Genomic DNA, 16,096 nt, shown 5'->3' on the forward strand with positions numbered 1-16,096 from the left:
GTCTCCTTATGCGAGACGTTTTTATTTTGTAAAAATGTCATTAAAAAAATCCATAATTATCATAGCGCTTATTTTGTTAATCGACCAAATAAGTAAAATTTATATAAAAACACACTTTACACTTTATGAAAGTCTTGATGTTTTTAGTTGGTTTAAAATATATTTTATTGAGAACGATGGAATGGCTTGGGGAACAAAAATCAGCGATTTTGTATCGTTTATATCTGATAGAACCGCCAAAGTAATATTAACACTATTTAGAGTAGTGGCTATTTTTGGTATTGGGTACTGGTTACATAATGCTACAAAAAACAAAAGTTCAAGAGTATTAATATTGGCTATTGCATTAATATTTGCAGGTGCTTTAGGCAATATTATCGATTCGGTTTTTTACGGTGTGCTATTTGAAGACAGTATCAATCAAGTGGCTGTTTTTATGCCTGAAACCGGAGGCTATGATAGCCTGTTGCATGGTAAAGTAGTTGATATGCTATATTTCCCTTTATTTGAAATTGACTTACCACAGTGGTTTCCTTTTTATGGAGGTAAACGTTTTAATTTTTTCGAACCAGTTTTTAATATTGCCGATATGGCAATTAGCACTGGATTCATCATGCTAATTGTATTTAATAAAAGGGCGTTTCCCAAAAAGACCAATTAACTAAAACCTATAAACTCGCTCTGGCGTCACGCAATAATCTAGTTTAATATCGCTTTCAAAAACATCGACAATTTCGTTTTCAGCTTGATAAAACGATAAACCTATTTTTAAAATTTCAGGGTTGCATTTCCCTAAAAACCGATCATAAAACCCTTTGCCATAACCAACTCGATTTCCTTGCTCATCAAAAGCTAAAAGTGGAATAAAAACAACTTCAATCTTATCATTCGATATTTCTATGCCATCAACAGGTTCTGGAATGTTATACGCGTTTTTCTTTATCTTGGTGCTATCTGTCAAAAGAAAATGCGTCATATTTCCAGTATTAAAATCACTTTTAGAGATTACTATATTTTTGTCTTTTCCAGATAAAATATTCAATATAAAATCGGTATTCACTTCTTTTTGCTCTTCAATACTCAAGAAAATATGATAAAATGTAAAGTCCCAAATAGGCAGTGTTAAAAGTTGATTTGCTATGGATATACTTAAATCTTCAATTTCTGATAAAGATAAATGACTACGACGTGTTTTATATGTTTTTCGTAACTCAGCTTTCGTCATTACAGATTATCGTTTTAGTTTGGCTGTAATATGAAATAAGGCATCACCTTGATATACAATAGGGGATTCATTCACGTTAATGATATAACCAGAATTTTGAGCTTTTACAAAAAAGTTAAACTTCCCATATGGATCGGTTATATTACCTAAAACATCGCCTCTTTTAACAAGATTTCCAACGGCAATTGACGGCTTAAACATGCCTGAATAATTAGCACGAATCCATTTACTTTCGTTTATAAAAATACAATCTTTTTTAGGCTTTGATGCTTTAAAGGTAGTTTTCAACATGCCTAAATGTTTTAAAATTCGTTTAGAGCCATTAACACCAGAATTTGTTACGGTATCATCAATGTGAAACGATTTTCCACCTTCAAAAAGTAACAAAGGTTTGCCTAACTTATAACACGTGGTTCGAAACGATTTTGAGAGATTTTTGGAATACAAAACAAAAGGAGCTCCAAAAACTTTAGCCAATACATCAAGACTCCTACTATCTTTTGAATAACGAAGCTGTGGTGAATTAAACCTACCAGCACCACCAGTATGAAAATCAATAATGAAATCGGCATGAGGAATAACTTCAGTTACCAATTTATGTGCAACTCTACCCGCTAAAGAACCAGAGGGGCTCCCAGGAAAAACACGATTTAAATCTCTGCCATCGGGAAACTCACGTTTTAAGTTTATAAATCCAAAAATATTGATAACAGGCATACAAATAATAGTGCCAATTTTGGGTTTATTGATGCCTTTGGCGATAAGCTGACGAACAATTTCAACCCCATTTACTTCATCACCATGAATACCTGCCGTGAACAAAACAGTGGGCCCTGGTTTTTTTGAACGTTCAACAATAATAGGAACATTTACAGACGATGAAGTATGTAAATTAGCCACATCAAAATTAACTTCTTTACTTTCTCCAGGTTTTATCTGCTCATTAAAAATTGTTAGTATTTCCTGTTTTTTTTCTGGCATTTATTTCTTGTTACGTTCAATATAAGTAATGATGCTTTTTGCAATATTTCTTCCTGTAGCACCTTCAATACCTTCTAAACCAGGTGTAGAGTTAACCTCTAAAAGCAAAGGTCCTCTTGCAGATTGCAACATATCTACACCACAAACGGGTAGTTTTAAGGCTCGCGCTGCATTCATGGCAACTTTGAGTTCATCATGATTTAGTTTAATGATACTTGCAGAACCTCCTCGATGTAAATTAGAACGAAATTCACCTTCTTTTCCTTGGCGTTTCATGGCGCCTACAACTTGTCCGTCTACCACCAAAGCACGTAAATCAGCACCTTTAGCTTCTGAAATATATTCCTGTACAAGGGCTCGAGCCTGTAAACCATTAAAGGCTTCCAAAACGGATTCTGCAGCATTTTTAGTTTCGGCTAAAACAACCCCTAAACCTTGAGTACCTTCTAATAATTTTATAATAACAGGAGCACCTCCAACGTGAGAAAGTACTTGTTCAATATCTCGAGAATAATTAGTAAATACAGTTTTTGGCATACCTATACCTGCTTTCGACAGTCTTTGGAAACTACGTAATTTGTCTCTGGAACGTATTATTGCATCCGAAGTAACGGTAGTAAAAACCCCCATCATTTCAAATTGTCTAACTACAGCACAACCAAAAAAGGTTACAGAAGCGCCAATTCTAGGTATAATAGCATCAACATAATCTAAATAACGATCGTTAAAATAGATAGTTGGTTTCTCTTTTTCAATAATGATATCGCATTTAAGAGGATCTATAACTTCTACTTTATGTCCTTTCTTTTGGCCCTCTTCTATAAGACGTGCCGTTGAGTATAAATTTGCGTTTCTAGATAGTATTACTATATTCATTGTGTATTTTATATAAATAAGAAACGTTTTCTAAATCTACATCAACTATAAATTTTTGTTTTAAAAACTGCCTGCCAATTAGTACAGGAAACTTCATGTCGTCTCTGGTGCTTAAAGTTAAGTTAATCTTGTATGTTTTTCCAAAAAATACAACTTCGGATTTTACTTTGTATCGGTTTTCTTTGTAGCCATTGCTACTTTTTACATTGGTTCTCGAGTATTCGTTAAATACAATTTCTGTTTTACCAAAATTTTGATGCACATCACTATTAAAAATACATCGTAAACTATGGTCTTCAACAATAATTTCAGAACAATGTATAGCAGAGGTGTATGCGCCTGTATCAATTTTTACATCAATATTAAATAGACCCAATTTTGGGAAGTCAATCTTATCAACTCTACCAATAATATGTTTACTCATTTTCTATTTTAAAAAGTGGCGCAAGGTAGTAAATTAGTTGAAAGAAAAGCGATTATTTTTTTTGCATTACACTATTTACTTCAACCCAGTAACCATCAGGGTCTTGCACGTAAACCTGTTGCACTCCATCGTCTCTTAAAGTAATTTTATTGTCTTCTCCGGTCCAACTTGTGTAACCTATGTTCTTTGAGGTGAGCGTTTGAATAAAAGCATCAAAACTAGAAGTAGTTACTGCAAAATGAACGGCTTTATTAAGTTTAATATCGCCTTCAACAATAGAGATTAAATGGAGTTCTTTTCCATCACCTAACGAGAACCAACGTACACCATCAGTTTTGCCTTTGTTGGTAATTTCATTTAAGTTAAAAATAGATTTATAAAACTCAGCCGATATATCTACATCCTTCACAGAAAGAGCTAAATGATCAAAACTCATAGAAAAATCAGAGTTATCTTGTGCAAAAGTGGATTTTGAGAGTAAAGCAATTGTAACAAAAAGGATTATTTTTTTCATTGTAAAGAGGGATGTAATTCATTTAGTTATGTGCAAGATACTAAAAAACGAAGGCTAATTTTTACATTATCTAGAATTTAATATACCTTTGGTTTAATGGATATCCCTGCTTTAGAAATACAATTACGAACCTTACCAAATCAACCCGGAGTATATCAATATTTTGATAAAGAGGGCATGATTATTTACGTTGGGAAAGCAAAAAATTTAAAAAAGCGCGTTAGTTCTTATTTTACAAAAACTCACGATAATGGTAAAACGCGCGTACTCGTAAAAAAAATTGCCAGCATTAAGCATATCGTGGTTGAAACAGAGACGGATGCTTTATTGCTGGAAAATAATCTTATAAAAAAACACAAACCACGATATAATGTGTTGCTGAAAGATGACAAATCATATCCTTGGATTTGCATTAAAAACGAACGATTTCCTAGAGTATTTTCAACACGTCGAGTTTTTAAAAATGGCGGAGACTATTTTGGACCTTACACAAGCATGAAAACGGTTTCCACTTTGCTAAGTCTTATAAAAGGATTGTACTCCTTACGTACCTGTAATTACGATTTAGCCGAAGAAAAGATAAAAGCGGGGAAATATAAGGTTTGTTTGGAGTATCATTTAGGAAACTGCAAAGGTGCTTGTGAAGGTTTTGAAACAGAAGCGGAGTACAACGAAAATATTAAAGCCATAAAACAAATTCTAAAAGGAAACTTTAAAGATTCACTCTCTCAATTTAAACAACAAATGCGAGATTATGCTGAAAACATGCAGTTTGAAGAGGCTCAAAAAATAAAGGAGAAAGTTGAGGTTTTAGAGAATTATCAAGCAAAATCTACTATTGTAAACCCCAAAATTAGCAACGTAGATGTATTCTCGATAATGAGCGATGAAAGCTATGGCTATGTTAATTTTTTACAACTCTCTTATGGTTCTATTATTCGCTCACATACATTAGAAATTAAAAAGAAATTAGACGAAACCGATAAAGAATTACTGGAACTTGCGATTACAGAAATCAGACAACGATTCCATTCAAAGTCAAAAGAGATTTATGTACCTTTTCAGGTAGAATTAGGTGAAAACATAAAAGTAACCATACCACAATTAGGTGATAAAAAGCATATTTTAGATTTATCACTCAGAAACGCCAAATATTTTAGAATGGAGCGTTTTAAGCAAATGAAAATTGTAGATCCTGATAGGCATGTAAACCGTATTATGGCGCAAATGAAGGCCGATTTAAGGCTCTCTGAAGAACCAAGACATATTGAGTGTTTTGATAATTCTAATATTCAAGGAACACACCCTGTTGCTGCTTGCGTGGTGTTTAAAAACGGAAAACCAAGTAAAAAAGATTACCGACATTTTAATATAAAAACGGTTGAAGGACCCGATGATTTCGCATCGATGGAAGAAGTGGTTTACAGACGTTACAAGCGTATGTTGGATGAAGATCAATCGTTACCCCAACTTATAATTATTGATGGGGGCAAAGGGCAATTATCGTCAGCCTTAAAAAGTTTAGACGCTTTAAATTTAAGAGGAAAAATTGCTATTATCGGAATTGCTAAACGTTTGGAAGAATTATTCTATCCAAACGATCCAATTCCCTTATATTTAGATAAAAAAAGCGAAACCCTAAAAATTATACAGCAATTACGTAATGAAGCACACCGTTTTGGTATTGAGCACCACCGAAATAAGCGTAGTAAAAGTGCATTGAATACGGAGCTTGAAACCATATCTGGAGTAGGAGAAAAAACGGTAGTAGAGTTGTTAAAACATTTTAAATCGGCAAAACGAGTTGCCAATGCAAAGTTAGACGAATTGGAAGCTGTAGTTGGTGTTTCAAGAGCTGAAAAGGTTTATAATTATTATCATGAGAAGTAAAAAAAATCTAACTAATACAATTTAAATGAACACTTCTAATACACTATTAATTGCAGTATCTGTTATTGTGCTAGTTGGAATTTTGATACAGTATTTTTTGTGGCGAGATAGAACTAACGATAGAAAGGTATTAGATGAGCACTGGAATAAGTTTCTTAAATCGGAATCTTTTAATGACATAAAAGGGATTGCTTTTTATGGAGATAAATTAATCTGGAATAAACACCTTACTAAAGGACAACTCGAAAAAATAATTGAACTGGTAAATTCTAAAGTAGCTAGATATTCTCAGTTAGAGAAGTTAAAATACAATGCTTACAATAAAAAATTACATTACGATAGACCATTACCGGAATCAGGCAGTAGTGGAGGCATAAAGCAAAGTTGGTAAAAACAATAATTTGAAACAAAAAACGATCATATTAATCCTAAGCCTACTTGTATTGTTTTCCGCGAAAGCGCAAAATGATACACTGGTAAAACCCGAACCAAAAATCGGCTTGGTGTTAAGTGGTGGTGGCGCCAAAGGCTTAGCGCATATTGGTGTTTTAAAAGTTATAGATAGCTTAGGTGTAAAAATTGATTATATAGCAGGCACGAGCATGGGCGCGATTATTGGGTCGCTGTACGCATCGGGTTATACGGGTAAACAGCTCGATTCTATCTTTCAAGAAATTGATTTTGATAACATTATTACCGATAATTTGCCCAGAGCTTCAAAAGCATTTTACGAACGAGATAACTCCGAAAAATATGCCGTAAAACTTCCTTTTGAAGATTTTAAATTAAAATTACCATCGGCGCTTTCAAAAGGATACAATACCTATAGCTTGCTTTTAAAATTAACCTTGCATGTTAATGATGTAAAAGATTTTAGCGAATTGCCTATTCCGTTTTTTTGTATTGCTACTAATATTGAAACTGGCAAACCTGTTATACTAGATAAAGGAAATTTAACCCAATCGGTTATGGCGAGTGGCGCTTTGCCATCGCTTTTTCAACCCGTGTTTATTGATGACGACATGTTAATTGATGGCGGTGTTGTAAACAACTACCCGATTGATGAGTTACGAGCCAAAGGCATGGATATTATCATTGGTGTGGATGTGCAAGATGGATTGGCAGATAGAAACGCTTTAACCTCGGCGCCTGACGTTTTGATTCAAATTAACAATTTCCGAACCATTAATGATATGAAAACAAAGGTTAAAAAAACCGATGTTTACATAAAGCCAGATATCACTGATTTTTCGGTTGTTTCCTTTAGTGAAGGTATTCAAATAATTAAAAAAGGGAAGGAAGCAGCGTTATCTCAAATGGAAATGCTAAAAAATTTGGTTTCAGATAAATCAAATCAACATATATCTAGAATTATACCTACTGCGCGTGATAGTATTACTATAAAAAATATTGTCGTAGAAGGAAATAAAAACTATACGAGGTCTTATGTTTTAGGGAAATTAAAGATAAAAGACAATGAAAAAATTAGTTATAAAAATTTTGCAAAAGGGATAGACAATCTAGTAGCAACCAACAATTTTGATTCCTTTGAATATCAACTAAAAAACGCAGAAGATGGTGAGGGCTACGACCTTGTAACTACTTTAAAAGAGTCTGAAATAAATACTTTTTTAAAATTAGGATTACATTATGACGATTTATATAAAAGTGCAGCACTTGTAAACTTAACGAAAAAGCGGTTGTTGTTTAGTAATGATTTAGCTTCATTAGATATTATTTTGGGTGATAATGTGCGCTACAATTTTGAGTATTTAATTGATAAAGGCTTTTATTGGAGTGTAGGTTTAAGATCAAGATACAATCAATTCCATAAAAATATAAATGCACAATTACTGTTAGATGACGAGCAAATAATGTCTACAGGTTTAAATAAAATAGACGCTAAACTTGCCGACCAAACTAATCAAATATATTTACAAACACTTTTCAGGAGGGATTTTGCACTCAGTATGGGTGTAGAACATAAACGCTTAAAAGTAGCGTCTGAGACAATTTTACAACCCAACCAAAACGATCAATTCATATTTGAAAATACCGATTATTTGAGCCTTTTTGGAAACTTAAAGCTTGATACCTACGACAATAAATATTTCCCTAAAAAAGGAGTTTATTTTAATGGCGATTTACATATTTATGTGCACGCTTCAGGTTTCGTTGAAAATTTCAACCAATTTTCTATTGCTAAAGCAGATATGGGATACGCATTTAGCTTAACGGATAAATTAGCATTCAATCTACAAACCCATGGCGGTTTTAAGGTGGGTGAAGAGACTACAAAAACTTTAGATTTTGCTTTAGGCGGCTATGGCAATAACCTAATAAATAATTTTATTCCGTTTGTAGGATACGATTTTATATCACTTACAGGTAATAGCTATGTGAAGGCTTCAGTTACTGCCGATTTTGAAATATTTAAAAAGCATCACATTACAGCCGAAGGGAATTGGGCAAATATTGATGATAATATTTTTGAGTCGGGTGAGTGGTTTACACTCCCAGACTATCGTGGTTATGCCTTGGGGTATGCTATTGATAGTTTTATTGGTCCTATTCAGGCTAAGTTTAGCTATTCCCCAGAACAAAAACAAAGTGTTTGGTTTTTTAATATTGGCTTTTGGTTTTAATAATTTTCTGTTAAGGCAGGCGTGTTTTTATGCAGTTTCTTAATTAATTCCGATATTTGTAACACTATGATACTTTTTTGGAAAGATTTACTTTTATTTCTACACTATCTCATCAAGAGAAACCCAGAATGAGCTGGCTTTTTGTATCTTTATATTGAATAATAAAGTTTTGATTTTTAAACTTTTAACTTTTCATTTTTAACTTAAAATTTATAAAAATGCCTTTTTATCATAAATTAGGAAACATTCCACATAAACGCCATATACAGTTTAGAAAATCAGATGGAAGCTTGTATTACGAACAACTATTTGGGACCATCGGTTTTGACGGAATGTCAACAAACAGTTATCACGAGCAACGCCCTACGCAGGTAAAAGAGATTAAAAAACAATATAGCGTAGCACCAAAAATTGCTAAAACAAATAATATTCAGTCGTATCGTTTAAAGGGGTTTCAAGTAAAACCAGAGAACGATTATTTAGAAAGTAGAAAAACCGTTTTAATCAATAGCGATTGTGCTATTATTTTGGCAGCACCAAAACAATCTACAAACGACTATTTTTATAAAAACACCGATGCGGATGAGCTTATTTTCATTCACAAAGGTTCTGGTAAATTACGAACACATTTAGGAAATTTAGATTTTAAATATGGCGATTACCTTTTAGTTCCAAGAGGGATTATTTATAAAATTGATTTTGACTCAAAGGATAATCGCCTATTTATTGTAGAATCTCGCAGACCTATTTATACACCTAAGCGCTACCGAAACTGGTTTGGACAACTTTTGGAGCATTCTCCATTTTGTGAACGCGATATTCGCAGACCATATGAGCTAGAAACGAATAATGAAAGTGGTGACTTTTTAATTAAAGTTAAAAAACAAGACGATATTATAGAAATGGTGTACGCTTCACACCCGTTTGATGTTGTTGGATATGACGGCTACAACTACCCTTATGCGTTTTCAATCCACGATTTCGAACCTATAACAGGGCGTATTCACCAACCACCTCCAGTACATCAAACCTTTGAGACTGATGCTTTTGTGGTGTGTAGTTTTGTACCAAGGCTTTACGACTATCATCCGCAGTCAATACCAGCACCTTACAATCATAGTAATATTGATAGCGATGAGGTGTTGTATTACGTTGATGGTGATTTTATGAGTCGAAACGATGTAGCAGCAGGCCACATTTCCTTGCATCCAGCGGGGATACCGCATGGGCCACATCCGGGAGCGACAGAGCGTAGTATTGGTAAAACAAAAACCGATGAACTTGCAGTTATGGTGGACACGTTCAAACCTCTAAAAGTAACCGAAGAAGCTATGAAAATAGCCGATGATAGTTATCATAAATCTTGGCTGGAATAAATTAATTTGAAGCTATTTCCTGCTTTCCGCTATATCTTTTGCAGGATGCAAAAGGATTTCGCATCAATCAGGGCTAAAATATATCATTTGTTATCAACTAAACGACTTAACAAATCAACAAATCAACAATTAATCATGAGTAAAGACATAAAATCAGTAAACTACGGTTTAGAAAAAATATTTGAAGGGGCACAAGACTTTTTGCCACTTTTAGGAACAGACTATGTAGAATTCTATGTAGGTAATGCAAAACAATCAGCACATTTTTACAAAACAGCATTTGGATTTCAATCATATGCTTATAAAGGTTTAGAAACAGGCTCGAAAGATCAAGTGAGTTATGTATTAAAACAAGATAAAATAAAACTTGTTCTTACAACACCACTAACAAGTAAGTCACCTATAAATGACCATATTGTAAAGCATGGTGATGGGGTAAAAGTAATTGCGCTTTGGGTTGAAGATGCTAGAAAAGCGTACCAAGAAACCACCAGTAGAGGAGCTAAATCTTACATGGAACCTGTTGTTGAAAAAGACGAACATGGCGAGGTAGTAAGAGCTGGAATTTATACCTACGGCGAAACGGTTCACATGTTTGTAGAACGCAAAAATTATAATGGGGCATTTTTACCAGGTTTCCAAGAATGGAAATCGGATTATAATCCTACACCCGTTGGATTAAAATTTATCGACCATATGGTTGGTAACGTAGGTTGGGGACAAATGAATACATGGGTAAAATGGTATGAGGACGTAATGGGTTTTGAAAACTTTTTATCCTTTGACGACAAACAAATACATACCGAATATTCGGCGCTTATGAGTAAAGTGATGAGTAATGGTAACGGGCGTATTAAATTTCCAATAAACGAACCAGCTAAAGGGAAAAAACGCTCGCAGATAGAAGAATATCTTGATTTTTATGAAGACGCAGGCGTACAACACATAGCGGTGGCAACGGATGATATTATTAGTACTGTTAGTCAGTTAAGGGATAGAGGTGTTGAGTTTTTGTCGATTCCTCCAGAAGAGTATTATAGAGCGGTTCCTGGGCGCTTAGAGGAGCACAGTCATCAACTACGAGAAGATATTGAAACCTTAAAAAAATTGGGTATCATGATTGATGCTGATGAAGAAGGGTATTTACTTCAAATTTTCACAAAACCTGTTGAGGACCGACCAACACTATTCTTTGAAATAATACAACGTATGGGAGCTAGAGGCTTTGGTGCAGGTAATTTTAAAGCACTTTTTGAGTCTATAGAGCGCGAACAAGCTAAAAGAGGCACCCTTTAAAACCATTAATAAATAAAAAGACTCCATCAAAACGATGGAGTTTTTTATTATGTATACCAAATTTGTGTTAAGAACTTCCAATATTTACAGGCTGTGAGAAGATTTTTTATATTTTTGGAATAGTAATTGTAATTTCTTAATTGTAAACAATAAATTAGCTTTAAAGAAGTTACATTTCCATAACCCAAATAAAATGAAAAAAATACTACTTATAATAATCGCAATTACCGCATTACAATTGTCGTATGCCCAACAAGAATCTGCGTTTGGTGATGGCGAATGGTTTAAATTCAAAATGAGCTATAGTGGGTTTCTAAAGGCTGGCAACGCTACCCTTGCTGTAAAAGCTTCTAAATTGGATAATAAGGATGTATATCATGTAGTAGGGAAAGGTTGGACCACAGGTATGATAAAATGGTTTTTTAAAGTAAAAGATAGATACGAAAGCTATTTTGACAGAAAAACAATGTTGCCATATAAGTTTATTAGAAATATTGACGAAGGCGGTTACACAAAAGATATAGAGATAGATTTTGACCAAGAAAATAATAAAGCTTACGTAAACGATAAAAAACATAACGTAAAAACAGTTTTTACCACCACACCTAATATACAAGACATGGTGTCTACCTATTACTATTTACGTAATTCGATTAATCCGAGCAAATTAAAAGTAGGTGATGAGATTAGAACCGATATGTTTTTCGATAAAGAAAATTATGGGTTTAAATTAAAATACCTAGGAGAAGAAACTATAGACACAGACTTTGGCGAAATTGAGACCTTAAAATTCAGACCTTATGTAATGGCAGGACGTGTTTTTAAAGAAGAAGAAAGTTTAACCCTATGGGTTTCAAAAGACAAAAATAAAGTACCTTTGCGCATTAAAGCAGATTTGGCTGTAGGCTCGTTAAGAGCAGATTTAGAAGCTTTTAAAGGTTTAAAACATCCGTTTAAAATAGTTGTAAATAATTAAGAAATTTTGAACTCCAAAATAACCAACCAACTTAAAGAAAAGTACGAAGCGATAAACCAAGATGTTGAAACACATTTGGAGGGTTTATTGCATAGTAAACCCATAAATTATTGGGATTACATTCAAACCGATGCCTTATTGAATCTTCAAATACAACACACCGTTTTTCCTGATGAAAAGGTGTTCATTATGTACCATCAAATTTCTGAATTATTATTCAAGATGATACTTAGTGAGATTGAACAAGTGGCCAAGGATGATAATATAACAACCGAAATATTTACAGATAAAATAATGCGTGTAAGTCGTTACTTTGATGTGCTTACATCATCTTTTAGTATCATGAAAGATGGAATGGATGTTAATCAGTATAATAAGTTCAGAACTACATTAACACCAGCCAGTGGTTTTCAGAGTGCACAGTACAGAAAAATAGAGTTTGCATCTACCGAGCTTATTAACTTAATCGATAAAAGATTTAGAGATACGATTGATAGAAATACATCATACGAGCATGCTTTTGAGCACCTATATTGGCAAGCAGCGGGTAAAGATTATAAAACTGGAAAAAAAACCTATACATTAACAGCTTTTGAGGAGCGGTATAAAGAGGAATTTATTAGATTTACAAAGTTTTATCAGTTTAACAATTTGTATTCTAAATTTAAGTCGCTGCCTAAAGAAGCTAAAGAAAATAAAGCTTTAACTGAGGCGATGCGACATTATGATTATACAGTTAATATAAAATGGGTTATGGCGCATTACAATACGGCAAATCACTATTTAAATATTAACGGTAAAACAGCAGAAGCAACAGGAGGCAGTGAATGGGTAAAATACATGCACCCAAAATATCAAAAAAGAATATTTTTTCCAGATTTATGGACCGAAAAAGAAAAAGAAACGTGGGGAACAAATATATAATACTATTAGTAGCTTTAATTTGTTTTATAGCTTGTAAAGAAGAAGTAGAAAAACCTGTAATAAAAGAAGAATTAGCCGTTGTAGAGGAACCCGAAGAAATTCTCGAATTTGGGTTTAATTTAAACGATTATATCGTTAAAAGAGACACCATAAGACGCGGTGACAGTTTTGGAGTAATTTTAGAACGTAATAAGGTAGGCTATCCAAAAATATTTCACATTGCGGAAAAAGCAAAAGACACTTTTGATATAAGAAGACTCCAAATAGGAAAACCTTATACACTTTTGTGTTCAAAAGATTCTTTAGAACTCCCTAAATGTTTTATTTATCAGCCAACAATGGAAGAATATGTGGTTATCAATTTTCACGATTCCATTCATGCTTACACCAGCAGAAAACCTATTAAATATATCGAAAAAACAGCCACAGGTGTAATTACAAATAACATTTCTGAAACTTTAGAAGAACAAGGGCTAAGTCCGCGATTAGCATATAAAATGGCCGACGAAATTTATGCGTGGACTATCGATTTTCGTCGTTTACAAAAAGGAGATCGTTTTAAAGTGATTTATACAGACAAGTATATCGACGATACTATTTATACTGGAGTTCATAATATTAAAGCGGCTTTTTTTGAGCATAATAACGAACCATTTTATGCTTTTGAGTTTATGACAGATTCAACCAAAGGCATTATTGATTATTTTAATGAAGAAGCAAAAAACTTACGACGTGCCTTTTTGAAAGCTCCAGTAAAGTTCAAACGCATTTCATCAAGATATAATTTAAAAAGAAGAATAGCTGTTTACGGGTATAAAGTTCGCCCGCATAAGGGCACTGATTTTGCCGCTGATATTGGAACACCTATCATGGCAACTGCAAATGGTACAGTTACCGAATCGGCAAGAAGAGGAGGTAATGGAAATTATGTAAAAATACGCCATAATGCAACGTATGAAACTCAATATTTACATATGAGTAAGCGTAAAGCTAAAGTAGGTCAATTTGTAAAACAAGGCGATGTTATTGGATGGGTTGGCATGACAGGTAACACAGGAGGGCCACATGTATGCTATCGTTTTTGGGTTAACGGAAAACAAGTAGACCCTTTTAAGCAAAAACTACCAGAAGCTAAACCTATTTCAGACTCTTTAAAAGTGAAGTATTTGGAGTTTATAAAGCCCTTAAAATATCAGCTAGACAATATTTTCTTTAAACCAGAAATAGAAGAAGAAGAACCAGAGCAAACTATTATCACTCAAGCAAATTCATAACATGTCATTACCAACAGTAAATCCAACCACAACAAAATCTTGGGAAAAATTATCGCAACATTTTAAAGCAGTAAAGAACATTCATATGAAGGATTTATTTGCTCAAGACAAAAACAGGGCAAATAAATTCACGATTAAATGGGATGATTTTTATGTTGATTTTTCTAAAAACAGAATTACCGAAGAAACTTTAAAGTATTTGTTGGAATTAGCCGATGAGCTAAAGTTGAAAGATGCCATTAAAAGTCAGTTTTCTGGTGAAATAATAAATAAAACCGAAGGTCGAGCCGTATTACACACAGCTTTACGTGCGCCAAAAGATGCCAATTTTAAGGTAGAAGGTGTTAATGTAATGCCTGAAGTATATAGCGTGAAACAAAAAATAGAAGCGTTTACCAAGCAAGTTGTAAATGGCGAACTAAAAGGTTTTACCGGAAAAGCATTTACTGATGTAGTTAATATTGGAATTGGAGGCTCCGATTTAGGTCCAGCAATGGTTGTTGATTCTTTGCAGTTTTACAAAAACCACTTAAACACGCATTTTGTAAGTAATGTTGATGGGGATCATGTAAATGAAGTAATAAAAAAACTAAACCCGGAAACCACCTTATTTGTAATTGTTTCTAAAACATTCACTACACAAGAAACATTATCAAATGCCAATACAATTAAAGCATGGTTTTTAAAATCAGCGAAAGAAGAGGCTATTGCAAAACATTTTGTGGCGGTTTCAACTAACTTAAAAAACGTAAAGGAATTTGGTATTGACGAAAATAACATCTTTCCTATGTGGGACTGGGTTGGTGGTCGTTTTTCATTATGGAGTGCTGTAGGGTTATCAATTAGTCTAGCCGTAGGCTATAAAAATTTTGATAGCTTATTGAAAGGTGCTAATAAAATGGATGAACATTTTAAAAATGAAGATTTTGCAACAAATATTCCTGTTTTACTGGCATTAATTAGTATTTGGTATAACAACTTTTTTAATGCTGAAACCGAGGCTATCATTCCATATTCTCAATACTTAAACCAGTTTGCTACGTACTTGCAACAGGGTATTATGGAAAGTAACGGTAAAAGTGTAGATAGAAATGGAAATCCTATTGACTATCAAACGGGAACAATTATTTGGGGTGAACCAGGAACCAATTCACAACACGCATTTTTTCAGTTAATTCACCAAGGAACTAAAATAATTCCAGCTGATTTTATTGGTTTTAAAGAATCATTACACGGAAATAAGGATCATCAAGATAAATTGATTTCCAATTTTTTAGCACAAACTGAAGCCTTGTTAAATGGGAAAACTGAAGCTGAGGTGATTGCAGAAAATACTCCCAAAAACATCATTCCTTTTAAAGTGTTTCAAGGGAATAAACCCACTAATACCATATTTATTAACAGGTTATCACCAGAAAGTTTGGGCAAACTAATAGCGATGTATGAGCATAAAATATTTGTTCAAGGTATTGTTTGGAACATTTTTAGTTATGACCAATTTGGAGTAGAACTTGGAAAGCAATTAGCTTCTAAAATTTTACAAGAATTTAACAATACTGCGAAAAGTGAACATGATTCCTCAACACAAAGTTTATTGAGTTATTATAAGAATATCTCGTAAACTTCGACATTTTTATCAATAAAAATTTAAAAAAGACGCTAAAAATCAAATACTAGCGTCTTTTTATTTATCAA

General features: G+C 33.5%; 15 protein-coding genes. 10 read left to right on the forward strand and 5 right to left on the reverse strand.

Features of this window, described 5'->3' with window-relative positions:
- Positions 1-34 precede the first annotated feature (34 nt).
- Positions 35-661 (forward strand): lipoprotein signal peptidase, encoded by a 627-nt coding sequence (locus tag L3X39_RS03850; RefSeq protein WP_237230425.1) that lies wholly within the window; start codon positions 35-37, stop codon positions 659-661.
- Here the strand turns inward: L3X39_RS03850 and L3X39_RS03855 are convergent, their stop codons facing one another.
- The 5 genes from L3X39_RS03855 to L3X39_RS03875 are packed head-to-tail and all read right to left on the reverse strand — an operon-like array spanning position 662 to position 4,020.
- Positions 662-1,225, reverse strand: coding sequence for a 5-formyltetrahydrofolate cyclo-ligase (locus L3X39_RS03855; protein WP_237230426.1), 564 nt, complete (start codon positions 1,223-1,225; stop codon positions 662-664).
- Between the two features lie 6 nt (positions 1,226-1,231).
- Positions 1,232-2,206, reverse strand: a complete 975-nt coding sequence (locus L3X39_RS03860; protein ID WP_237230427.1) for a succinylglutamate desuccinylase/aspartoacylase family protein — start codon at positions 2,204-2,206, stop codon at positions 1,232-1,234.
- Complete coding sequence (rimK, locus tag L3X39_RS03865; protein WP_237230428.1) at positions 2,207-3,082, reverse strand: 30S ribosomal protein S6--L-glutamate ligase; 876 nt, start codon at positions 3,080-3,082, stop codon at positions 2,207-2,209.
- Positions 3,060-3,506 (reverse strand): ATP-dependent zinc protease family protein, encoded by a 447-nt coding sequence (locus tag L3X39_RS03870; RefSeq protein WP_237230429.1) that lies wholly within the window; start codon positions 3,504-3,506, stop codon positions 3,060-3,062. Before L3X39_RS03870 ends, rimK begins: the two co-directional genes overlap by 23 nt.
- Before the next feature lie 52 nt (positions 3,507-3,558).
- The gene (locus L3X39_RS03875) at positions 3,559-4,020 is read right to left on the reverse strand and encodes a VOC family protein (protein ID WP_237230430.1); all 462 of its coding nucleotides are present in this window, start codon (positions 4,018-4,020) and stop codon (positions 3,559-3,561) included.
- 96 nt (positions 4,021-4,116) lie between these two features.
- Here L3X39_RS03875 and uvrC point away from each other — a divergent pair, with 96 nt between their 5' ends.
- The 9 genes from uvrC (at position 4,117) to pgi (ending at position 16,022) form a co-directional block, all read left to right on the forward strand.
- On the forward strand, positions 4,117-5,910 hold the full coding sequence (gene uvrC, locus L3X39_RS03880; RefSeq protein ID WP_237230431.1) for an excinuclease ABC subunit UvrC: 1,794 nt from the start codon (positions 4,117-4,119) through the stop codon (positions 5,908-5,910).
- 25 nt (positions 5,911-5,935) lie between these two features.
- Positions 5,936-6,301: a hypothetical protein gene (locus L3X39_RS03885; RefSeq protein WP_237230432.1), complete on the forward strand. Its 366-nt coding sequence runs from the start codon at positions 5,936-5,938 to the stop codon at positions 6,299-6,301.
- Positions 6,302-6,311: 10 nt separating this feature from the next.
- The gene (locus L3X39_RS03890) at positions 6,312-8,555 is read left to right on the forward strand and encodes a patatin-like phospholipase family protein (protein ID WP_237230433.1); all 2,244 of its coding nucleotides are present in this window, start codon (positions 6,312-6,314) and stop codon (positions 8,553-8,555) included.
- A gap of 218 nt (positions 8,556-8,773) precedes the next feature.
- Positions 8,774-9,931 (forward strand): homogentisate 1,2-dioxygenase, encoded by a 1,158-nt coding sequence (locus L3X39_RS03895; protein ID WP_237230434.1) that lies wholly within the window; start codon positions 8,774-8,776, stop codon positions 9,929-9,931.
- Positions 9,932-10,066: 135 nt separating this feature from the next.
- Entirely contained in the window at positions 10,067-11,227 is a 1,161-nt protein-coding gene (hppD, locus tag L3X39_RS03900; RefSeq protein ID WP_237230435.1) for a 4-hydroxyphenylpyruvate dioxygenase, read from the forward strand.
- 193 nt (positions 11,228-11,420) lie between these two features.
- Positions 11,421-12,203: a DUF3108 domain-containing protein gene (locus L3X39_RS03905; protein ID WP_237230436.1), complete on the forward strand. Its 783-nt coding sequence runs from the start codon at positions 11,421-11,423 to the stop codon at positions 12,201-12,203.
- A 6-nt stretch (positions 12,204-12,209) separates the two neighbouring features.
- A complete protein-coding gene (locus tag L3X39_RS03910; protein WP_237230437.1) occupies positions 12,210-13,127 on the forward strand; it encodes a tryptophan 2,3-dioxygenase family protein in 918 nt (305 codons plus the stop codon).
- Complete coding sequence (locus L3X39_RS03915) at positions 13,085-14,401, forward strand: peptidoglycan DD-metalloendopeptidase family protein (protein ID WP_262910952.1); 1,317 nt, start codon at positions 13,085-13,087, stop codon at positions 14,399-14,401. The genes L3X39_RS03910 and L3X39_RS03915 overlap by 43 nt, the downstream gene beginning before the upstream one ends.
- A gap of 1 nt (position 14,402) precedes the next feature.
- Entirely contained in the window at positions 14,403-16,022 is a 1,620-nt protein-coding gene (gene pgi, locus L3X39_RS03920; protein WP_237230439.1) for a glucose-6-phosphate isomerase, read from the forward strand.
- Positions 16,023-16,096 lie beyond the last annotated feature (74 nt).

It is taken from the genome of Flaviramulus multivorans, from assembly GCF_021728415.1.
Taxonomy (GTDB): domain Bacteria; phylum Bacteroidota; class Bacteroidia; order Flavobacteriales; family Flavobacteriaceae; genus Sabulilitoribacter; species Sabulilitoribacter multivorans.